Source organism: Kitasatospora sp. NBC_01250 (assembly GCF_036226465.1).
Taxonomy (GTDB): domain Bacteria; phylum Actinomycetota; class Actinomycetes; order Streptomycetales; family Streptomycetaceae; genus Kitasatospora.
Genome location: NZ_CP108476.1, coordinates 6,368,417 through 6,389,287, shown reverse-complemented (window position 1 = coordinate 6,389,287; position 20,871 = coordinate 6,368,417). Strand labels below are relative to the sequence as shown.

Sequence of the window (20,871 nt, the reverse complement as noted above, 5' to 3'; positions counted from 1 at the left end):
AATCTTTCGCGAATGCGGTCGCCCTAGGCTGCGGCGGACCGGGAAGAGGAGGTCGTCCGTGTTCTGCACTGCTGTTGCCTGCAGGAGTCTGCTCGCGCTGGTCTTCGGCGTGTCGGTCTTCTCGAAGCTGCGCAGCCGCCATGCGTTCGCCGGCTTCGTCGCCGGCGCCCGGGCGCTGCTGCCCGCGCCGGTACCCGCCGGGCTGCCCGTGCTCGGCGCCGCGGTCGCGGCCGAGGCCGCCGCGGCCGTGCTGACCGTCCTGCCGTGGACGGCACCGGCCGGTCTGACCCTGTCCTGCGGGCTGCTGATCGTCTTCAGCTGGGCGATCGCGGCGGCCCTGCGGCGCGGCGCACCGCCGCCGTGCCCGTGCTTCGGACCGTCCGCGCGTCCGGTGGGCCCGGTCCACCTGGTGCGCAACGGCCTTCTGGCGGCCGCGGCCGTCCTCGGCATCCTTGCCACCTCGGCGCAGCACACCGCGCAGCCGGCCGCCGTGCTGCTCGCGCTCGCGGCCGGCGCCCTGCCGGCCGCCGTGGTGATCAACCTCGACGACATCGTCGATCTCTTCGCGACCGGCCGATAGGAACCGTCATGGCACTACTGACCGCAGCCGTCGTCCTCGTGGGCCTGCTCGGCGTCCTCAACCTGGTCCTGACGTACGGGGTGATCCGCCGGCTGCGCACCCAGCCGCCCGCCGGCGCCTCGGGGCAGCGGCCGCCGATCGACGCCGCCAGCGTGGGCACGACCGCTCAGCCGTTCTCCGTCGTCACCGCCGACGGCAGCGAGCTGTCCCGGGAGGGTCTCGAACCCGGCACCGTGGTCGGCTTCTTCGCGCCCGGCTGCGAGCCGTGCGCCGAGCTGCTGCCCCGGTTCGTCGAGTCCGTCCGCCGGGCGGGTCTGCCGGTCGAGCGGGTGCTGGCCGTGATCGCCGACGGGCTGGGGAAGTCCGACTACGCGAACGCGCTGGCCCCGGTCGCGCGCCTGGTCGTCGACCGGGAGGCGGCCAAGCTGGTCACCGCCTTCGCGGTGACGGGCATGCCCGTGGTGTGCCAGGTCGGCAGCGACGGCGACCTCACCGTGCTCACCCGGGAGCTCACGGAACTCGGCAGGCCGGTTGCCGCATGACCGGCCGCACGAACGGCCGGGCGAACAACCGGCTGCTGGCCATCCGCACGGCGCTCGGACTCGCGGCCCAGGCCGCCCCGCTGGCCCTGGCAGGCGTCTGGCTCACCGCGCTGGCGGGCGCCGCACTGCCGGTGGCGATCGCCTGGCTGACCAGGTCCCTGATCGACCGGCTGACCGACGCGTCCAGCGCCGCCCCCGGAGCGGTCGCCACGGCTGTCGCGCTGTCCGTGACCGGCGTGGCCGCCAGTGTGCTGCCGTTCGCCGACCAGCTGCTGCGCGGGCAACTGGCCCGGGAGGTCGGGGTGGTGGCGCAGGACCGGCTGTACGCCGCCGTCAACGCCTATGTGGGTCTGTCCCGGTTCGAGAACCCGGCGCTGCTGGACCGGCTGCGACTGGCCCAGCAGTGCGGCCAGGACGCGCCGCCCCAGATCATCGCCAGCGCGGTGATGCTGACCAGGACGGCACTCTCCCTCCTCGGCTTCACCGTCTCGCTCGCCGTGGTGAGCCCCTGGCTGGCCGGGGCCGTGGTCCTCGGCGCGCTTCCGGTGCTCCGGGCCGAACTGCGGATCGCCAGGGCCTGGAGCACGACGGTGGTCGGCCTCACGCCGCTGGAGCGGCGGGAGATGTTCTACGGTCAGCTGCTGACCAGTGTTCACGCGGCCAAGGAGATCCGGCTGTTCGGGATCGGCGGCTTCCTGCGCGACCGGATGCGGTCGGACCGTCGCGTGATCAACGACGCCCACCGCGCGATCGAGCGGCGCACCGTCGTCAGCCAGATCCTGCCGAACCTCGGCACGGCGGGCATCGCGGCGGCCGGGCTGGTGTGGGTGACCCATGCCGCCGCGCAGGGAGCCGTCTCCGTCGGCACCGTCTCGGTCGTGGTGGCGGGCATCGCGGCCGTCCAGAGCGGGCTGGGGACCGCCGCCGCGACCCTCGCGGCCACCCAGCAGAAACTGGTGCTGTTCGAGAGCTACCTCGACGTCCTGACCGAGCCCTCCGACCTGCCGGTCTCCGGCATCGACACGGAGTTGGAGCCGCTGCGCTCGGGCATCGAGCTCCGCGACGTCTGGTTCCGGTACTCGGACAGCCACGACTGGATCCTGCGCGGGGTGAACCTGACCGTACCGGTCGGCCGCTGCCTCGCACTGGTCGGCGAGAACGGCGCCGGCAAGACGACGCTGGTGAAGCTGCTGTGCCGGTTCTACGACCCCACCCGCGGCCAGATCCTGTGGGACGGCGTCGACCTGAGGGATCTCCCGGTGGCACAGCTGCGCGGCCGGGTCAGCGCGATCTTCCAGGACTTCATGCACTACGAGATGACCGCCGCCGAGAACATCGCCGTCAGCGACCTGTCGGCGCTCTCGGATCCGGCCAGGATCCACGCCGCCGCCGAACGCGCCGGGATGGCGGAGAAGCTCGCCTCGCTCCCGCTGGGCTACGACACCCCGTTGACCAGGTCGCTCTCGCTCACTGCGGGCCGGACCGGCGCCGAGGAGGGCGTCGAGCTCTCCGGCGGACAGTGGCAACGCGTCTCCATGGCACGCGCCTTCCTGCGGGAGGATCCCGATCTGCTGATCCTGGACGAACCCACCGCGGGGCTGGATCCGGCCGCGGAGAACCGGATCCACCAGGCCGTCCGCAGCTACCGCGAAGCGCGCACGAGCTTGCTGATCTCGCACCGCCTGGGCACCGTCCGGGACGCGGACCTCATCGTGGTGCTCAAGGACGGGGTGATCACGGAGCAGGGCAGCCATGACGAGCTGATCGCCGCCGACGGGCGCTACCGGAACCTGTTCGACCTGCAGGCGGCCGGCTACACGGCCACGGCGGCGGTGACGTCGTGACGGTTGCCGCGCGGCTGATCGTGCTGCTCCTGACGTCGACCGCACTGATCGCCCTGATCGCCGTGAGCGCCCTGGCGGTGCGGCGCGGCCGGATCGTCATCACGGTCCGCGGCTCCAGCATGGCACCGGCCCTGGGCGACGGCGACGTGCTGATCGGCCGCCGCGTCGATCCGGCCGCGCTGCGGGCCGGTCAGGTGGTCCTGGTGGAGAAGCCGAGCCCGCTCGGCGGCTGGCACTGGCCCCAGCGCGAGGGACCGCTCGCCCGCCGCACCTGGATGGTCAAACGCCTGGCCGCGCTGCCCGGCGACCCGGTCCCGGACGCGGTGGCCGGCTGCCTCCCGGCGCCGCCACCGGCGTTCGTGCCGGAGGGTCTGCTCGTGGTGATCGGTGACAACACGGAAGCGAGCGTCGACTCCCGGGAGTTCGGGTTCGTGCCGCTGCGTGCGGTGCTCGGCGTGCAGCTGCGGGACCGTGGCTAGGCCGGCCGGCGGCCGGCACCGGCGGATCATCCGGCGATCAGCTCCGCGTAGAGCTCGCGCAGCTCCCGCCCGGCCGGCAGGCCGAGTTCGGCGCGGTGGACCTGGTCGGCATCGAAGTAGGCCCCGGTCACACCGCTGAGCTCACCCAGTACGTGGTGGGCGCGCATCCGAAGTGCCCAGGCACGACTGCGCAGCGGCGACTCGGCGAGCAGTTCCATGAGCGTGTGCAGGGCCGCCCGCGGCTCGTTCAACCGCAGGTACGTCGCGGCCAGGTCCTCGACGGTGCGCGTCCGCTCCTCCTCCAGGTGGGCCAGCCAGCGCGCCAGCGGACCACACCTCGGCACACCGACCGCAGCACTGTCCGACTCCCACAGGCCCAGCGCGGAGTTGAGCAGATCGGCGGCCCGGCCGTGGTCACCCCTCGCGGCGGCGACTCGTGCGGCGGCGATCTCCGCCTCGAAGAGCACGTGGTCACAGGCGAGCGGCGGGACGTCCAACCGGTATCCCCCGGAGGTGTTGAGCAGCCGGGCCGACGGGCCGACGGCCTGCCGCAAGCCCGTCGCATGCGTCCTGATGTTCCCGACGGCGCTGCGCGGCGGCTCGCTGTCCCACAGTGCGGCGACGATGGTGTCAATCGGGACAATCCGATTCTGATACATCAGCAGAATGGCCAGGAATGAGCGAAGCTTGGCGCCTCTCAGCTCAACCGGGATCGCACCTTCTTCGGCACTGACGCGAATGCCGCCGAGCATGCGGAATACAATTCCCAAGCCGTCCACCCCCGAGTTGCGGCAGAGACCGTTCTCCCACCGCACGAGCTATTACCCCTGATAAAGGGAGACTGCCGCCGACCCGTCCCCAGGGTCGGCGGCAGCCCAAGTCGGGGTCATCATACATGCATGAAGAACGGATAGCCACGGCATTAACGGACGTTAATTGCCACCACCCCACCAGCCCCGCCCGGCTGGCGCGTAAATCACTTGACAAGCGAGTCCGGCAGGGGCTCGCGCACGTCCTTCAGCTACGAAGAATACGGATCCCGGCAGGTCTTCCGTACACGTCTGCCGAGGGCGTATTTTAATCGCCATATGCCAGCGGGGGCGGGCGCAACACATCTCGGTCGCCCGACGACTGGCCATCATCATGGGGGTTTCATGCGCCATCGAAAAAGGCGCGCTGCGCTGACGGGTGCCCTCGCACTCCTGTCGACTCTGACCGTGGCACTGCCCGGTAGCACAGCGCATGCCGACGTTCCGAACCCGTCGGCTCAACAGTCGGCCGGGCAGGGCACGCAGCCGCCCGTCGCCGGTGACTCGAAGGTGACCGATCCGGACGCGTCGCTGCCGAAGGGCTGGCAGTCCTCGGGCGACCGCGCGGTGACGACCACCGGCGACTCCTCGGGCTTCCGCATCCTTGTGGCCGACAGTTCCCAGGCGTACCAGTGGCGCACCGTCGCCTCGCTCTCCGAGCCCGGGTTCGACACCGACATGTGGATCGGCAACTCGTGCGTGACCGGCTCCGGCAAGCGCGCGGCCGTCGTCTACGCGCCGCGTCAGTTCACGAACCAGCCGCAGCTCATGCAGCGCGGTGCCTTCGCGGCCATCGTCGACCTGGAGTCGGGCGCGGTCACCAAGCTTCCCGATCAGGTGTCGCTGGCCTACTTCGACCCGGGCTGCGGCGCCGATGAGAACGTCGTCTTCACCCAGAACGGCGATGCCGACCTCGGCCGGACCAGGGTGCTGACCATCGACGCGGCCACCGGCAAGCCGGTCCGCGCCGCGACCGTCGCAGGTCAGCTCACCTCCGCGGTGCCCGTGGGCGACGCGGTCGTCGGCGCGGCCGGCGGTCAGCTCACCAAGGTCGACGCCGCGGGCCGCACCAGCGTCCTCGCGACGACCTCCGGGGCGGCCTCCTCCGTCCACCCGGACGCACAGGGCGGTGTCACCTTCCTGGACCACCAGGGCGACACCGCGGTGGCCAAGCGGCTGGCGCAGGGCAAGGTCTCGACTCTGGCCGAGGGCAGGACCGGTGACGTCGGCGTCCAGTCCGGCTCCGGCGGCCGGGTCTTCCTGACCGGCAAGCCGAAGGACTCGACCACGCTCCCGGCCGAGGTGCAGCAGCTCCCGGTCCCCGCCGACGCGACCGTTTCGACCCAGGGGTCGCTCGCCATCGACCAGGCGGTCTCCGCCCGGGTGCGCACCCTGGCGGACAACCCGCTGGCGGCGACCGGATCCGGCGAGCAGGGCCCGGACGAGATCCAGGGCGAGGTGCCCGGCACCGGCAAGAAGCTGTCCTTCGCGCTGACCCCGCCCAAGCCCACCCCCGACACCAACGCCGGTGCCGCGACCTCTCCGGCGCTGGCCAACGCGGCCTCCGCCACGACGCCGCCCAGCACGAAGACCCCTGCCGCAGCCGCCTCGCGCCTGGCCGGACCCGCCGTCAAGGCGTCGGCCGTCACGGCCTCCGCCACCTCCGCGGGGAGCCCGACGTCGACCATCGACGACGACCGCGCCTGCGCCGTGCCGCGCAACGACCCGAGCCAGCAGGCCTACCAGCCGACCCCGGCCCAGGTGGAGTGGGCGGCCGACATGGCGGTGCGCGGCGACCTGACCAGCAACTGGATCAACCAGGGCGGCTGGCGCGCCCTGGACGGCCTGGGGACGGTCAACCCGCAGGGGATGTTCCCGCTGCCGAGCCTCAACGGCGCCCCGACCGGCCACATTCCGCCGCAGGTCCTGCTCGGCGTCCTGACCCAGGAGTCGAACCTCTGGCAGGCGGAAGGCGGTGCGATTCCCGGCCAGTTCAGCAGCCCGCTGACCGGTAACTTCTACGGTCACCCCCGCTCCAACGGCGACCCCAACCAGGACCCGTGGGCGGTCAACTGGGGTGCCGTCGACTGTGGTTACGGCATGGGCCAGCAGACGGACGGCATGCACTCCGCCAACCAGCTGCGACCGGGCGACCAGGCCTGGCCGGCCGACCAGCAGAAGGCCGTCGCCCTGGACTACGCCTCGAACATCGCGGTCGCGGCCCAGACGCTCGCCACCAAGTGGAACGAGCTGCACGACCCGAACGCGCCCATGAAGCTCAACAGCGACAACCCGGCGTCGATCGAGAACTGGTTCACCGCCGCCTGGGACTACAACGCCGGCTTCACCAAGTACAACCCGGCGAACCCCTCCGCGCCCTGGGGGCTGGGCTACCTCAACAACCCGGCCAACCCGCTCTACCAGGTGGACCGGCAGCCGTTCCTCAACTTCAACCACTACGCCGACGCGGCGCACCCGCAGCTCTGGCCGTACGAGGAGAAGGTGCTCGGCTGGGCGGCCTGGCCGATCAACACCGGCCGCTCGTACGACAACAACGGCAACCTCAACCACGGCAACACCGCGGGCTACGCGGCCGCCTGGTGGGACAACGACGCCCACCGCACCCTGGTCAAGCCGCCGCTGGACACCTTCTGCAACACGCAGAACAACTGCGACGCCACCAAGCCGCCGCGCTGCGAGGTCGACCACCTCGGTCCCGACTGCGACACCCCCTACTGGTGGCACTCCTCCACGGCGTGGAAGACCTGCGACGTGGACTGCGGCCACGAGACCATGACGTACAAGACGCTGCGGATGGAACCCGGCAACGGGACCACCGGTGCACCGGACTGCGCCGGGCCCGGGGCCGGCTACGCCGCGGTGCCGGCCGGCGCGCTGGTCATCGACTCGGTCTCGGGGGCGGTGCCACCCATGCGGGCCGACTGCACCCGGACCTGGACGAACGCGGGCACGCTCAGCTTCAACTTCCAGCAGACGCAGGGCACTTACGAGGCCAAGTCCGACCTGCACCAGATCGGCGGCGGCTTCGGCGCCCACTTCTGGTACGCGCACACCCGCAACGGCAGCAACTACGTCACCAGTGCCTCGAACGACATCACCAAGCCCACCCAGGCCACCGGCCCGATGGCGATCACGGGGACCTGGCAGCTCGGCCAGCCGCTCAACGCCTGGACCAAGGTCGCCGTCCACATTCCGGACTCCGGCTCCCAGACCCGGCAGGCGATCTACACGATCCACCTCGGTGACGGCACCACCGAGAACCGCATCGTGAACGCCAACTCCAACACCAACCAGTGGGTCAGCCTCGGGGTGTTCAACTTCGCGGCCACCGGCAACGACATCCAGGGCGTCGAGCTGAGCAACTTCACCCAGGACGGTACCGGCGCGAGCGGCGACGACATCGCCTGGGACGCCGCCTACTTCCAGCCGCTGCCCGCCAAGCCCACGGACTTCGTGGTGGCGATGGGCGACTCCTACTCGTCCGGCGAGGGAACCGGCAGCTACTACTACAACACCGACGTCAACGGCGCCAACAACACCACCCGCGACGACTGCCACCGATCCCCCCTCGCCTGGTCCCGTCAGGGCGTCCTGCCGGACAGCGCCAACTCCATCGGGACCCGGGCGGACACCGGTGACTCCACGATGGACTACCACCTGATCGCCTGCGGCGGCGCGCGCAGCCACAACATCCTGTCGGTCCAGTCGCCGCCCGACGCCTTCGCACCACCCGGTAAGAACGACTCCGGTTCGCACGAGAACGGGGAGTTCGCCCAGCTCGACCAGGGCTACCTGGACGCGAACACCACGCTCGTCACGCTCTCGATCGGCGGCAACGACGCGCGGTTCAGCAGCGTGGTCATGAACTGCATCCTCAACATCGCATTCAGCGACTGCGCGGCCACGACGCTGAGTGGCGACACCGCTCCCCTCGGTCAGGCCGAGCCCAGTGTCATCAACTCACAGGTCCACGACTCGGTCCTGCTCGACCTCCAGGAGATCCACAAGCGCGCACCCAATGCCAGGATCGTCCTCATGGGCTATCCGCCGCTCTTCGAGAACCACGGGAACTGCCTCCAGAACCGTCTCAACAGCGCGGTGATCACCGCGTACGGCATCCTGGGGCCGCTGGGCGCAGGCGTGGCCGGGGCGGCCGACATCGCCGCCAGCGTGCACATCGGTCCGGACGCCGACTGGATGGACCAGATCGCCTTCACCCTGAACTCCGCCTTGGGAGACGCCGCCGGTGTCGCCCGCCAGTCGGGGATCCCCGTCACGTTCTCCGACCCGACGGCCGTCTTCGCCGGCAAGGCGATTTGCGGCAGCCCGCAGAGCATCAACGACTTCGTGCTCACCAAGGCAGCCGGTGAGAACCCCTCGAACCCGGTCTCCGGGCAGTCGTTCCATCCGACCGCCAACGGTGCGACCCTGTACGGGCAGGCTCTCACCCAGACCCTCAACAGCACGGGCAAGTAGTTGACCAAGCGCTCCAAGCGGACCGCCGCGGTGATCATCGGCATACTCTGCCTGGTCACCGCGGCGGTCGCCGGCCTCGTCCACGTCATCGACCGGTTCACCCGGACCGGTGGTGATCTCGCGTACGCACACGCCAAGACGGCGGCCCGCTCGATCGCCCACCAGGTCCAGCAGGACTTCGACAGGTCCGCGGCGGCGGACAGCGCGTCCGACCGCACGGCGGTGGCGCAAGGCCTGGTGAAGTCCGTCCCCCAAGGACAGCAGGGCAACGGTCTCGTCTTCGCCACCGGCAGCGACGGAGCCACCAGCAGCGTCTCCTTCGCGGTCGACGCCCACGCGTCCAGTCCCGACACGATGGGGGCCGGCGAAGCCGAGTCCTCGATCCGCCTGTGCGTCAAGCTCTCCTGGAACAGCGGGGCGGACAAGCCCTCACGGCTGAGCGACACTCCCTGCCCGGCAGATCTGCAGCCGGGCGGCAAGGGGGAGCCCGGGTACGTCTCCAGGCTCGTCACCCTGTCCGACTGAATCGACGGCTGCCGCAGGGGCCGGAACGGACCTGTGGCAGCCGTCAGTCGGGCGTGCGCCCTGAACTGCGGCGGTACAGGAGGCGGTTGAGTCGGCCTGTACGCCGGGTTCTGTCTCCCGGGGTGCTTGCGCGGCCCGGGGAGGCGGTCATCCATCTAGGGCTGCCGTTGCCGACAGCCTCGTGCGGTCTACCCGCGAGCTCGGGCGAGCAGCCCTCGAACACCCGCGCACGGTGCCCGAGGGCACCGATCTTGACCTTGCTCCGAGTGGGGTTTACCGAGCCGGCCGAGTCACCTCGGTCGCTGGTGGTCTCTTACACCACCGTTTCACCCTTACCCGCCGCCGCTTGCGCGACCACGGGCGGTCTGTTTTCTGTGGCACTGTCCCGCGGGTCACCCCGGGTGGGCGTTACCCACCACCCTGCTCTGTGGAGCCCGGACGTTCCTCGGCGGATCCGTGAGGACCCGTCGCGACCGCCCGGCCGGCTCAACCGCCGTGCTGGCTATCGTAGCCGGTCGGAGGGCGTCGGCCGGACAGCGGGCCGACCCGACGCCGGGGCGGGGGCGGTGGGGTCGAGGCGGGCGGCGACCCGCTCGGCGGTGCCGCGGGCCCAGCCGGTGGTGGTGACCACGCCGAGCAGGGCGATCACCCCGCCGAGGGCGGTGATGATCCACCAGCCGGCGTGGCTGGCCGGGGCCAGGCCGGTGGCCAGCGGGCCCACCACGGCGGCGGTGACCACGGTGCCGATCACCGCGACGCCCAGCGACTGCCCGACCTGGCGGCTGGTCGAGGCGACGGCCGCCGCCACCCCGGCCTGCGCGCGGGGCATACCGCTGACCGCGGCGTTCGTGATCGGCGCGTTGACCAGGCCGAAGCCGAGCCCGAAGAGGCTGTAGGCGAGCAGCAGCAGGGCGGGCGGCGAGGTGGCGGTCAGCCGGGTGAGCAGCGCCCCGCTGGCGGCCAGCGCGGGACCGGCGATCAGCAGCGGCAGCCGCGGGCCGCGCGAGCCGACGATCCGGCCCGAGATCGGGGCGCAGACCAGCGTGAAGGCGGCGATCGGCAGCGTCCACAGGCCGGCCTCCACCGGGCTGTAGTGGCGCACCTCCTGCAGGTACAGGGTGTTGAGGAAGAGGAAGCCGCCGAGCGAGGCGAAGGCGCAGACCGCGATCACGGTCGCCCCGCTGAACGGCGCGCTGCGGAAGAACCGCAGGTCGAGCAGGGGTTCCCGGCGGCTGCGCTCCCAGAGCGGGAAGGCGATCAGCGCGAGCAGCGCGACCACGGCCAGGGTCAGGATGCCCGGCGAGGTCCAGCCCTGCCCCGGCCCCTCGATGATCGTGGCGGTGCCGGCGCCGAGCGCGACGATCGCCAGCAGCTGGCCGACGGGGTCGAGCCGGCGCGGCTTCGGCGCCCGGGACTCGGGGACGAAGCGGGCGGCCAGCACGAAGGCCAGCAGGCCGATCGGGATGTTGATCAGGAAGATCGAGGGCCAGCCGTAGCTGTCCACCAGCAGGCCGCCGAGCACCGGGCCGAGCGCCATGCTGATGCCGACCACGCCGCCCCAGACCCCGATGGCCTGGGCCCGCTCGCGCGGATCGGTGAAGACGTTGGTGATGATCGACATGGCGACCGGGTTGAGCATCGAGCCGCCGATGGCCTGCACGGCGCGGAAGGCGATCAGCCAGCCGAGGCTCGGGGCGATGCTGCACAGCAGCGACCCGAGCACGAAGAGCAGCAGGCCGAGCTGGAATATCCGGCGCCGCCCGACCCGGTCGGCGACCGAGCCGGAGAGGATCAGCAGCGAGGCCAGCACCAGGGTGTAGGCGGCGATCACCCACTGCAGGCCGGAGGCGGGTGCGTGCAGATCGCGCTGGATGGCGGGGAGCGCGACATTGACGATGGTGTTGTCGAGTCCGACGATCAGCAGGCTCAGACAGCAGATCGCCAGGATCAACAGGCGCCGCCGTCGGGTGAGGGCGGTCGGCTCGGTTACGTCAGTCACTCGGCCATCCTATGCATTCGTAGGATGATTTCGGAATGCCTCCCAGGCAGAGGTATTCACCGGATCCGTCAGCGCGTGCCGGCCAGCGCCTCGCAGTACACCTTCAGCCCGGCCGCCTCCAGGGCGAGGTAGCGCCGGGTCAGGCGCCCGAGCAGCAGCCCGGCGAGCCAGGCGAGCGGCCCGTTCTGCCGCAGCTCCAGGGTGACCTCGGTGCCCCGCGGCTCGGCGGCTCCGCGCGGGTACGGGTACAGCAGGTGCGCCGCCACCGTGCGCACCCCCGGCGCCTGGCTCTGCCAGGTGAACGAGCTCGCCGGCTCGAAGACGGTCACCCGCCACCGGGCACCGGGCAGCCTGGGCTGCTTGACCCAGGCCTCGGACCCGACCCCGAACGAGGAGCCGGCCCCGGCGGGCGCTCCCGGGCGGGACAGGATCCGGACCAGCTCCACCGTCGGCGTCCACTTGCGCCAGCCCTGGACGTCGGACAGCACGGCCCAGACCGCCTGCGGCGAGGCGAGGATCTCGACCTGCTCGATGTATCTCGGCATCGTGCACCCCCTCGCCTCCATGGTAGGGAGCCGGTTGGCGGGCCCGGTAGATTTGCACGGCACCATCCGCACCGCTGGAGCACGAAACCGCTGGAGCACGAAAGAGGAGGCCGCGCATGGCGTTCCAGGTCCTGCTGCCGCCGTCCGAGGGCAAGGCCGAGGCACCCGACGGGCCGCCGCTCGCACCCGCCGGGCTCTCGCTGCCCGCGCTGACCGGGGCCCGCGAGCGGGTCCTCACCGCGCTGGTCGAGCTGTGCCGGGGCGATGAGGACACCGCCGCCGAGGTGCTCGGGCTCAGCAAGGGCCTGCGCGGCGAGATCGCCCGCAACGCCGCCCTGCGCACGGCGGGCACGCTGCCGGCCGGCGAGCTGTACACCGGCGTGCTCTACGACGCGCTGGGCCTCGGCAAGCTGGACGAGGCCGCCTACGCGCGGGCCGAGCGCTCGCTGCTGATCTTCTCCGGCCTGTGGGGCGCCGTCCGGCTCGGTGACCGGATCCCGGCCTACCGCTGCTCGGGCGGGGTGAAGCTGCCGCCGCTGGGCGCGCTCGGGACCTACTGGCGCGGCGAACTGGCCGAGGTGCTGCCGGGCGAGGCGGACGGGCTGGTGCTGGACCTGCGCAGCTCGGCGTACGCGGCCGCCTGGAAGCCGGCCGGTGAGACCATCGCCCGCACCGCCACCGTGCGGGTGCTCCAGGAGCGGGACGGCAGGCGCACGGTGGTGAGCCACTTCAACAAGGCCACCAAGGGGCGGCTGGTGCGCGACCTGCTGAACTCGGGCGCGGAGCCGGCCACGCCGGGCGCGCTGCTGGAGGTGCTGCGCGAACTCGGCTACACCGTCGAGGTCGCGGCGGCGGGGACGGCGCGCAAGCCGTGGCAGCTGGACGTGGTGGTCACCGAGATCCACTGAGACGCACCGTCAGGGGCCTTGCCGTGCAAGGCCCCTGACGGATGGTCAGCACAGGTGGCCGGATGGTCAGCGCAGGTGGCCGGTGTCGTTGAACAACCGCAGCGAGGCGTTGCCGTCGCTGTAGTACTGCACGGCGCAGAGCGAGGCGGCCGACAGCTCCATCCGGTAGACCGCGTCCGGCGGGGCGCCGAGCGCGAGCCGGGCCAGCGTCTTGATCGGGCTGACGTGCGAGACCACCAGCACCGTCTGCCCCGCGTACCGGGCCAGGATCCGGTCCCGGGCCGCACCCACCCGCTGGGACAGCGCGGCGAAGCTCTCGCTGCTGCCGGTGGGCCTGGCCCTGGTGGAGGCGAGCCAGGCGTCGAGGTCCTCGGGGTGGCGCTCCTGCACCTCGGCGAAGGTCAGGCCCTCCCAGGCACCGAAGTCCAGTTCACGCAGGCCCTCCTCGATCCGCACCGGCAGGCCCAGCCGCACGGCCGCGGCCTCGGCGGTCTGACGGGTGCGCAGCATCGGCGAGCTGACCACGGCCTCCACGGTGCCGCGCGCGGCCAGCGCCTCGGCGGCCCGTTCGGCCTGCCAGCGGCCCTTCTCGGAGAGCTGCGGATCGCTGCCGGTGCTGCCGGAGAACCGCTTCTGCGGGGTGAGCGCCGTCTCGCCGTGCCGCAGCAGCACCAGCGTGGTGGCAACCACCTGATCGCCCGCCGCGGCCCAGCCGGCCTGCGGCGCGGGAGCCTGGAGCACCAGGGCGGGTGCGGGCTCGTCGACCGCCGCGGCGGATGCGACGGGGTGGGCGCTCGGCTCGCCCCTGGGCTGCCACGGCCTGCCCGCCTGGCCCGCGTCCATCGCCTCGTTGGCCAGCCGGTCCGCGTCCTTGTTCCGCTCGCGCGGGATCCAGGAGTAGCCGACCTGCCCGGGCGGGAAGACCGTGCGCGCCTCGGCGGCCAGCGGCTGCATGTCCGGGTGCTTGATCTTCCAGCGCCCGGACATCTGCTCGACCACCAGCTTGGAGTCCATCCGGACCTCCACGCCCGCGGCCGGGTCGATCGCGTGCGCCGCCCGCAGGCCGGCGATCAGTCCCCGGTACTCAGCCACGTTGTTGGTGGCCCGGCCGAGGTACTCGGCGGCCTCGGCGATGATCCGGCCGGTGTCGCCGTCACGGACCACCGCGCCGTAGCCGGCCGGGCCCGGGTTGCCCCGGGACCCGCCGTCGGCCTCGACGATCAGCCTGCGGGCGGTCACCGGATCAGATGCCCGACTCTGCGGTGCGCACCAGGATCCGGCCGCAGTTCTCGCAGCGCACGACCGCGTCCTTGTGCTCGGCCTTGATCGCGTTCAGGTCGGAGACCGCGAACTCGACCCGGCAGCCCTCGCAGCGGCGCTGGAAGAGGCGGGCCGCGCCGACGCCGCCCTGCTGCTCGCGCAGCCGGGTGTAGAGCTTCAGCAGGTCGGCCGGGACCACCTGGGCCACGGCCTCGCGGTCGCGGCCCACCTTGGCGGCCTCGGCGTCGATCTCGGCGAAGGCCGCGTCACGACGGGTGACGGCCTCGCCCAGCACGACCTCGGCGTGCTCCAGCCGGGCGGTCAGCTCGGTGACCCGGGTCTGGGCCGTCTCCAGGCGCTCCATCACCTCCAGCACCACGTCCTCCAGGTCGGCCTGGCGCTTGGCCAGCGAGCCGATCTCGTGCTGCAGGTTCTCCAGGTCCTTGGCGGAGCTGACAGCGCCGGAGTCCATCCGCTGCTGGTTGCGGGTGGCGCGGGTGCGCACCTGGTCCACGTCCTGCTCGGCCTTGGTCAGCTCGCGGGCGGTGTCGCCCTGCTGGGCCTGGGCGGCGATGACCAGGTCCTTGAGCGCGGTGTGGTCGGCGGTGGCCTTGTCGATCTCCGCGTGCTCGGGCAGGGTGCGGCGCCGGTGGGCCAGCTGGTCGAGCTTGGAGTCGATGGCCTGCAGGTCGAGGAGGCGGATCTGGTCGGCGGGCGCGGCGTTCAAGCGGGGGGCTCCTGTGATGACGGGGTCGAGCGGATGGCAGGTACGGGGGGCGCGCGGGGCGCCGGTGGTCGGCGGCGCTAGCGGGCCGACGGCGGGTCGAACGGCATCGGCGTGTGCGCCGTCCACGGGTCGGTGACCAGGGTGGAGACCCGGGTCGTGAGGTCCCAGCCGGCCTTGGCGGCGGCGGCACCCAGGTCGCGGGCGGCCAGGTTCAGCCAGGGCCACTCGGTGGCCCAGTGCGCCGCGTCGAGCAGCGCGGTGTCCGGGCCGGCCTCGGCGGCCTCGGAGGCCGGGTGGTGGCGCAGGTCGGCGGTCAGGTAGGCGTCCACGCCCGCGGCCCGGACCTCGGCGAAGAAGCTGTCACCGGAGCCGCCGCAGACGGCGACCCGGCGGATCGGGCGCTGCGGGTCGCCGGCCACCCGCACACCGGCGGCGGTCGCGGGCAGACCGGCCGCCACCCGGGCGGCGAAGTCGGCCAGCGCCAGCGGCTCGGGCAGCTCGCCGATCCGTCCGGTGCCCCGGCGGCCGGCCGGGTCGCTCGGGTCCGGGATCAGCGGTCCGGTGATCCGCAGGCCGACGGCCTCGGCCAGCGCGTCGGAGACGCCCGGGTCGGCGTGGTCGGCGTTGGTGTGTGCCACCTGCAGGGCGATTCCGGCGCGGATCAGGGTGTGCACCACTCGGCCCTTGAAGCTGCTCGCGGCCACGCTGGTGGTGCCGCGCAGATAGAGGGGGTGGTGGGTGACCAGCAGGTCGGCGCCCCAGGCCACGGCCTCCTCGACCACCGGCTGCACGGGGTCGACGGCGAACAGCACCCGGCGCACCTCGTCGTCCGGATCGCCGCAGACCAGGCCGACGGCGTCCCATGACTCCGCCCAGTGCGGCGGGTAGAGCTCGTCGAGCGCGTTGATGACGTCGGACAGTTTCGGCACCCGTTGAGACTACCGCGCGCCGGGGCGGCGCCGGGGCCGCGGGCCGGGCGGGGAGCGGGTGCGGGGCGCGCGGGCCCGGCACCCGGGCCGGGCGTCAACCGGGGCACGGTGCCGAGCACGCCGCCGCCGCGACCGCGCACCCGGGCCGCGCGCCGGGAACCGCCATGGCAGAGCGGGACGGGCGTCCGCAGCGGAACGCGCCTGTGGATCACCCTAACGAGTGAAGTGACCCGGCCTGCGTTGAGCGCCCTCGGCCCCAAAAGTAACTTCGCTGGAGCGAAGGGGAGTTATCCGTTCCGGGGGACTCCAGGGGACACCGGGAGCAGCCACGGCGGGTCGGCGAGGAGAGAGTGGGGGTGGGACGCGGATGGGGGTGGGCATACCGCTGCGACCGGCCGGGGAGCCGGCGCCGCTGGGGAGCAGCTGGCGGACCGGGGCGCCCGCGGACGACACGCTGGTGGAGGTGGCCCGGGCGGCCGTGGCCGGCACCGCGGCGCCGGATGGCGGCGGAGCGGGCGGCTGGGAGGCCGCCTTCGACGACTTCTGGTGCACGGTGCGTCCGCCCGAGGCGCTCGCGCACCCCGGGCTGCTGCCCGCGCGGGGCTGGAAGATCCACATCAGCGCGGCCGGCACGGTCGCCACCGAGGTGCTCTCGGCGGTGGCGGGGGTACTGGCCGAGGATCCGTGCGTCTTCAGGTTCGCGGCCGACCGGGAGCGGCTGCACCGGATCAACGCGCGCGCCGGCGATCACGGCCCGGCCTGCGGGTTCATCACCGTCCACCCGATGGACGAGGCGCAGTTCCTGCGGCTGCTCGAAGAACTGCACCTGGCCACCGAGGGCCTGCCGGGTCCGGCGGTGCCCGGCACCCGGCCGTTCGCACCGAACAGCCGGGTGCACTACCGCTACGGCGCCGTCGCCGGGCAGCGGTCCGAGGACGTCCGGGGGACGGGTCACCGGTGCCCGCCGCCGGTGGCCGACCCCGTCGAGGGGAGGGGGCCGGCCACCGGCGGCGGCGCTGGAGGCGGGCGACAGGACGCAGGCAGCGTGCTGGTCGGCGACCGGTACGCGCTGACGGCGGCGGTGCGGTCCGGCGGCCGGAGCCGGGTGTACCTGGGCACCGACACCAGCACCGGCGTGCCGGTGCTGGTCAAGCAGGCCCGGTCCCGCATCGGGGTGGACCGGACGGGCGCCGGGGCCCGCCCCGCGCTGCGCCGCGAGGCCCGGTTGCTGGGCGAGCTGGCCGGGCAGGGGCTCACCGCACGACCGCTGGAGCTGATCGAGCAGGCCGACTCGCTGCTGCTCGTCCAGGAGCACCTCCCCGGCCAGCCGCTGGGCAGTTGGGTGGCGGCCCGGCTGAGCCCGGGCAGCGCGCCGGGCGTGCCGTGGGAGCAGGCCGGGCCGATGGCGCTGGCGCTCACCGATCTGCTGACCCGGGTGCACGCCCACGGGCTGGTGCTGCGCGACCTGTCCCCCGACAGCGTGCTGGTCGCACCGACGCCCCGGGGCCCGCAGCTGCGCCTGGCCGACCTCGAACGCGCCTGCCCGGCAGGCACGGTGGCCGGCCCCGCGGGCGCCCCGGGCTACCGGGCACCGGAGCAGGGGGCGGTGGGCGGGCGGCCACCGGGGTCCGGGGAGAGCCGGCCGGCCGAGCCGGCGGCCGACCTGTTCGCGCTCGGCGGCCTCCTCTTCCTGCTCGCCACCGGGCACGACCCGCTGCTGCCCGAGGATCTGCCCAGGTTCCGGCCGGTGCCCGAACGGCTCGGCCGCTGGCTGGCGCTGGCCGCCCGCGAGAGCGACACGGCGCGGCGGCTGGCCCCGGCGGTGCTCGGCCTGCGGGCCGAACCGCCCGGCCGGCGCTGGACCCTGGACCAGTTGCGGGAGCTGCTGACCCGGACGCGGGCAACGCCGTCGGCGGGCGCGCCCGCCGCGCCGCCACCGGAACAGGTCGACCGCGTCCTCGACCGGGTACTGCTCGACGGGCTGCGCCGGCTGGCCATCAGCGCCACCCCGCGGCGCCCGGACCAGCTGTGGCCCGCCGTCCCCGGCGGGCAGCACGCCGACCCGTGCGGCGTCCGGCGCGACACGGCCGGCGTGCTCGCGGTCCTGGCCCGCGCCCTGCGGCAGCCGGGCCTGCTGCCCGCCGAACCGCGCTCGGCGGTGGAGCTGACCGTGCGCCAGGCCGCGCGCTGGGTCGAACGCCACTGCGCCGCCGCGCCGTTGGCGCTGCCGGGGCCGCCCTTCGCGCGCTCCGGCGCGATCTGGGCCCTGCTGGACGCCGCCGAGGCGCTCGGCGACCCGGCGCTCGGCGAGCGGGCCCGCCGGCTGGCCGCCCCCGTCCCGTGGCAGCGGCCCGGCCCGGCCCGCTGCCACGGCGCGGCGGGTGCCGGGTTCCTGCGGCTGCGGCTGGGCGACACCGAGGCCGCACTGGGCATCGCCCGGGAGCTGCTGGCGGCGGCCGAGCAGGAGGCCTGCGGCACCCTCCGGCCGGTACCGAAGGACGTCGACGCCGACCTCGACCACGTGCCCGGCGTGGCGGGCGTCGGTGCCTTCCTGCTCGCGGTGCACCGGGCCACCGGCGACGCCGCAGCCTTGGCCGGCGCCGAGCGCGCCGCCCGCACCCTGGCGGCCACCGCGTGCCTCGCCGGCGCGGCGGCCCGGTGGCCGCAGCGCGCCGGCGAGCCGCCCGGCGTCCGCCTCGCGCACGGGTGCGGCGGCGCCTCGCACGCGGGCGGCTTCCTGGTCCGGCTCTGGCAGCACACCGGCGACCCGGCCCTGCGCGAACCGGCGGTGGCGGCGGGTCTCGCGCTGCTGGACGGCCACCGGCACGGCGGCACCGGCGCCTGCCGGGCCCTGGCCGACGACGGCGAGTACCTGCTGGATCTGGCCCGGGCCACCGGCGAGCCGCGGTTCCGGGCCGGGGCGCGCGAGCTGGCCCAGCTGATCACGGCACGCGCGACCCTGCAGGACGGCCTGCTGGTGCTGTCGGACGGGACCGGGACGGGCTGCCCGCCGACCCACGGCACCGGCAGCGCCGGACCGCTCGCCTTCCTGCTGCGCCTGCGGCACGGCGGCCCGCGGCTCTGGCTGGACCTGCCGACGGACCCGGTGGCCGCGGTCCCCCGACCCACCGGCAGATTCGAAGAGGTGTCCCCGTGACCGCCGCCCTGCGCACGACGGCGCCGGCCTTGCGCCGGCTGAGCTTCACCTTCGCCGCCGACGGCTCGCACGCCGCCTGCCTGGCGGCCGGCGCCGAAGGCGGCTGGTATGCCGAGAGCTGGCGGCTGACCGCCGACGCGCCGGCCGAGCCGACCGCCCTGCCGCTGCCCGGCGGCCGGTGCGAGCAACTGCGCTCGCAGCTGGTGTCGCTGCCGGACGGACGGGTGCTGGTCTGCCGCCACGACGGCGAGCGCCACGACCTGGTGCTGCTGTCCGCCGCGGCGCAGCCCGGCGGGCCCGCGGTGGAGCAGCCGCTGGCGACCCTGCGGATGGCCGGTCTCCGTCTGCTCCCCCTGCCCATGGACGGTGTTCCCGCGCAGGACGCGCCGGTGGCCGTGGCGCTCGGGACCGATCCCCTCCCCCGCACCAGCAGTGGCGGCGGCCCGCTCGCGACCACCACCGCCTGGCTGGTGTACGCCGACGGCCGCGCCCCGGGCCGGGTCGCCGAACTGCCCGGACTGCACGGCGGCGGCGTCTGGCTGGACCACGACGGCCGGATGCTCGCGCTGGACGGGGTGCGCGCCAAGCTGGTGCGGACCGTCGCGCTCGATCTGCGGCTCGGCACGGCGACCCCGCTGCTGGAGATCGCCGAGCACAGCAACGACCGGCTGCTGCTCTGCGACCCCGCCACCGGCTTCCTGCTGCTGCGCAGCGACGCCCCCGGCGAGGACCGGCTCGGCTGGGGCGTCCTGGGCAGTTCCGACCCGGTGCGCTTCCCCGACTGCCTGCACACCCCCGGGCAGTTGCTGCGGCCGGTGGCGCTGGAGCCCGGGGCGCAGCGGGCAGGGCAGAGCCGGGTGGCCGTCCAGCTCGACCGCGGCGCGGGCTCGGCGCTGGCCCTGTGGCGGCCGGCCGCCGGGCAGTTGGAGCCGCTGGCGGTGCCGCCGGGGCGGCTCGGCGGCATCGGTCACTGGTCGCCGGCCGGGCTGCGGATGCCGTACTCCGCTCCCGACCACCCGGCCGCCCTCGCCGCGCTCCAGGTCGACCTGCTGCGCGGCCAGGCGGCGCCGCCGCTGACACCGGTGGCCAGCGGGCTGGCGCCGGGCCTGGCCAACTCCCGCGCCGGGGCGGCGGCGAGCGGGCGGCCGTGGTCCGCCGACCCGCCGTGGCCGGCCGGTGCCGTGACGGCGCCGCCGCGGGCCGGCTGGCGGCTGGACGGCAGCGCCGCCCCCGCCGGTGGCGGCGCCTGGCACGGTGCACGCTGCCTGGAACTGCCCGGTCCCGCCGGGCCGTTGGAGGCGGTGGTGTACGGCGGCGAGGGCTGGCTGAGCAGCCCTCGGCTGGTGCTCGCGCTGCACGGCGGTCCGGCCGACGCCTGGCGGCTGGAGTTCGACCCCGCGCTGCAGCGGATGGCCGCCGCGGGCCTGGCGGTGCTGGCGCCCAACCAGCGCGGCAGCACCGGCTACGGCAGCGAGCACGCGATGGCGATCCGTGGCGCCTGGGGCGGTCCCGACCTGGCCGACGTGCTCACCCTGCTGGCCGACGTCGCGACCCGGCGCGCGGCGCTGGGCCTGGCGCCGCCCGCCCTGTTCGGGGTCAGCTACGGCGCGTTCCTGGCGCTGCTCGCCTGCGCCCACGCGCCGCGTGAACAGGTGGCGCGCTGCGCGGTGGTGGCCCCGTTCCTGTCCGGCGCGCGCCTGCTGGCCGAGGCCGCCGCGCCGGTGCGCTCGCTGGCCGCCCGGCTCGGCGGCGACGAGCCGATCGAGGACGCCTACGGCCCGCGTGACGTCCTGGCACTGGCCGAGCGGCTGACCGCACGGCTGCTGATCGTCCACGGCGACCGGGACGAGGCCGTCCCGGTCAGCCAGTCCCGCGCACTGCGGCACGCGCTGCTGCGCCTGGGCCGGGTGGAGGGCACCGACTTCCGCTACGTGGAGGCGGTCGGCGCGGGCCACGAGGTGCTGGCCGAGGAGGGCTCGGCGGTCCTGCACGAGCTGCTGGCCGGCTTCCTGCACGGCGACCGGACCGCGTAGGGCGATCGGTCCGGGTCGGCGCGATCGGTTCGGGTAC

The 20,871-nt window shown here is 73.9% G+C and carries 15 protein-coding genes and 1 other RNA gene; 9 read left to right on the top strand and 7 right to left on the bottom strand.

Going from position 1 to position 20,871, the window contains the following annotated elements; all coding sequences use genetic code 11:
• The first annotated feature begins 58 nt into the window (after nucleotides 1-58).
• Genes OG500_RS26990 through OG500_RS26975 form a run of 4 tightly spaced genes read left to right on the top strand, consistent with a single transcriptional unit; the run spans nucleotide 59 to nucleotide 3,445 of the window.
• The gene (locus OG500_RS26990; RefSeq protein WP_329583969.1) at nucleotides 59-580 is read left to right on the top strand and encodes a MauE/DoxX family redox-associated membrane protein; all 522 of its coding nucleotides are present in this window, start codon (nucleotides 59-61) and stop codon (nucleotides 578-580) included.
• A gap of 8 nt (nucleotides 581-588) precedes the next feature.
• On the top strand, nucleotides 589-1,122 hold the full coding sequence (locus OG500_RS26985; RefSeq protein ID WP_329583966.1) for a hypothetical protein: 534 nt from the start codon (nucleotides 589-591) through the stop codon (nucleotides 1,120-1,122).
• Nucleotides 1,119-2,966: an ABC transporter ATP-binding protein gene (locus tag OG500_RS26980; RefSeq protein ID WP_329583964.1), complete on the top strand. Its 1,848-nt coding sequence runs from the start codon at nucleotides 1,119-1,121 to the stop codon at nucleotides 2,964-2,966. Before OG500_RS26985 ends, OG500_RS26980 begins: the two co-directional genes overlap by 4 nt.
• Complete coding sequence (locus OG500_RS26975) at nucleotides 2,963-3,445, top strand: S26 family signal peptidase (protein WP_329583962.1); 483 nt, start codon at nucleotides 2,963-2,965, stop codon at nucleotides 3,443-3,445. Before OG500_RS26980 ends, OG500_RS26975 begins: the two co-directional genes overlap by 4 nt.
• A 26-nt stretch (nucleotides 3,446-3,471) precedes the next feature.
• Here the strand turns inward: OG500_RS26975 and OG500_RS26970 are convergent, their stop codons facing one another.
• A complete protein-coding gene (locus OG500_RS26970) occupies nucleotides 3,472-4,104 on the bottom strand; it encodes an AfsR/SARP family transcriptional regulator (protein ID WP_329583960.1) in 633 nt (210 codons plus the stop codon).
• A gap of 660 nt (nucleotides 4,105-4,764) precedes the next feature.
• On the opposite strand from OG500_RS26970, the gene OG500_RS26965 reads away from it, so the two are divergent.
• Together OG500_RS26965 and OG500_RS26960 are read left to right on the top strand one after the other, a co-directional pair.
• Nucleotides 4,765-8,751 (top strand): golvesin C-terminal-like domain-containing protein, encoded by a 3,987-nt coding sequence (locus OG500_RS26965; protein WP_329583958.1) that lies wholly within the window; start codon nucleotides 4,765-4,767, stop codon nucleotides 8,749-8,751.
• A complete protein-coding gene (locus tag OG500_RS26960; RefSeq protein WP_329583956.1) occupies nucleotides 8,752-9,276 on the top strand; it encodes a hypothetical protein in 525 nt (174 codons plus the stop codon). It abuts the gene before it with no gap.
• 83 nt (nucleotides 9,277-9,359) lie between these two features.
• Here the strand turns inward: OG500_RS26960 and rnpB are convergent.
• From rnpB to OG500_RS26945, 3 genes are all read right to left on the bottom strand, one after another.
• An RNA gene (rnpB, locus tag OG500_RS26955) (RNase P RNA component class A) lies at nucleotides 9,360-9,765 on the bottom strand.
• A 13-nt stretch (nucleotides 9,766-9,778) separates the two neighbouring features.
• Nucleotides 9,779-11,275, bottom strand: coding sequence for a DHA2 family efflux MFS transporter permease subunit (locus tag OG500_RS26950; RefSeq protein ID WP_329583954.1), 1,497 nt, complete (start codon nucleotides 11,273-11,275; stop codon nucleotides 9,779-9,781).
• Nucleotides 11,276-11,343: 68 nt separating this feature from the next.
• Entirely contained in the window at nucleotides 11,344-11,820 is a 477-nt protein-coding gene (locus tag OG500_RS26945; protein WP_327069449.1) for an SRPBCC family protein, read from the bottom strand.
• 116 nt (nucleotides 11,821-11,936) lie between these two features.
• Between OG500_RS26945 and yaaA the strand changes: the two genes are divergently transcribed.
• A complete protein-coding gene (gene yaaA, locus OG500_RS26940; protein WP_329583951.1) occupies nucleotides 11,937-12,728 on the top strand; it encodes a peroxide stress protein YaaA in 792 nt (263 codons plus the stop codon).
• Between the two features lie 66 nt (nucleotides 12,729-12,794).
• On the opposite strand, the gene OG500_RS26935 is transcribed toward yaaA, so the two are convergent.
• The 3 genes from OG500_RS26935 to OG500_RS26925 form a co-directional block, all read right to left on the bottom strand.
• Nucleotides 12,795-13,967, bottom strand: a complete 1,173-nt coding sequence (locus OG500_RS26935; protein WP_329583949.1) for a bifunctional RNase H/acid phosphatase — start codon at nucleotides 13,965-13,967, stop codon at nucleotides 12,795-12,797.
• Between the two features lie 4 nt (nucleotides 13,968-13,971).
• Nucleotides 13,972-14,715 (bottom strand): zinc ribbon domain-containing protein, encoded by a 744-nt coding sequence (locus OG500_RS26930; RefSeq protein ID WP_329583947.1) that lies wholly within the window; start codon nucleotides 14,713-14,715, stop codon nucleotides 13,972-13,974.
• Nucleotides 14,716-14,792: 77 nt separating this feature from the next.
• Nucleotides 14,793-15,644, bottom strand: a complete 852-nt coding sequence (locus tag OG500_RS26925) for a Nif3-like dinuclear metal center hexameric protein (protein ID WP_327069445.1) — start codon at nucleotides 15,642-15,644, stop codon at nucleotides 14,793-14,795.
• A 367-nt stretch (nucleotides 15,645-16,011) separates the two neighbouring features.
• On the opposite strand from OG500_RS26925, the gene lanL reads away from it, so the two are divergent.
• The gene (gene lanL / locus OG500_RS26920; protein WP_329583944.1) at nucleotides 16,012-18,801 is read left to right on the top strand and encodes a class IV lanthionine synthetase LanL; all 2,790 of its coding nucleotides are present in this window, start codon (nucleotides 16,012-16,014) and stop codon (nucleotides 18,799-18,801) included.
• Complete coding sequence (locus OG500_RS26915; RefSeq protein ID WP_329583942.1) at nucleotides 18,798-20,834, top strand: S9 family peptidase; 2,037 nt, start codon at nucleotides 18,798-18,800, stop codon at nucleotides 20,832-20,834. Before lanL ends, OG500_RS26915 begins: the two co-directional genes overlap by 4 nt.
• Nucleotides 20,835-20,871 lie beyond the last annotated feature (37 nt).

What these genes read in the sequence shown, in the direction of transcription:
- OG500_RS26985 (WP_329583966.1), top strand. Translation starts at nt 589, where the DNA reads ATGGCACTACTGACCGCAGCCGTCGTCCTCGTGGGCCTGCTCGGCGTC.
- lanL (WP_329583944.1), top strand. Translation starts at nt 16,012, where the DNA reads ATGGGGGTGGGCATACCGCTGCGACCGGCCGGGGAGCCGGCGCCGCTG.
- OG500_RS26970 (WP_329583960.1), bottom strand. Translation starts at nt 4,104, where the DNA reads ATGTATCAGAATCGGATTGTCCCGATTGACACCATCGTCGCCGCACTG.
- OG500_RS26945 (WP_327069449.1), bottom strand. Translation starts at nt 11,820, where the DNA reads ATGCCGAGATACATCGAGCAGGTCGAGATCCTCGCCTCGCCGCAGGCG.
- OG500_RS26980 (WP_329583964.1), top strand. Translation starts at nt 1,119, where the DNA reads ATGACCGGCCGCACGAACGGCCGGGCGAACAACCGGCTGCTGGCCATC.
- yaaA (WP_329583951.1), top strand. Translation starts at nt 11,937, where the DNA reads ATGGCGTTCCAGGTCCTGCTGCCGCCGTCCGAGGGCAAGGCCGAGGCA.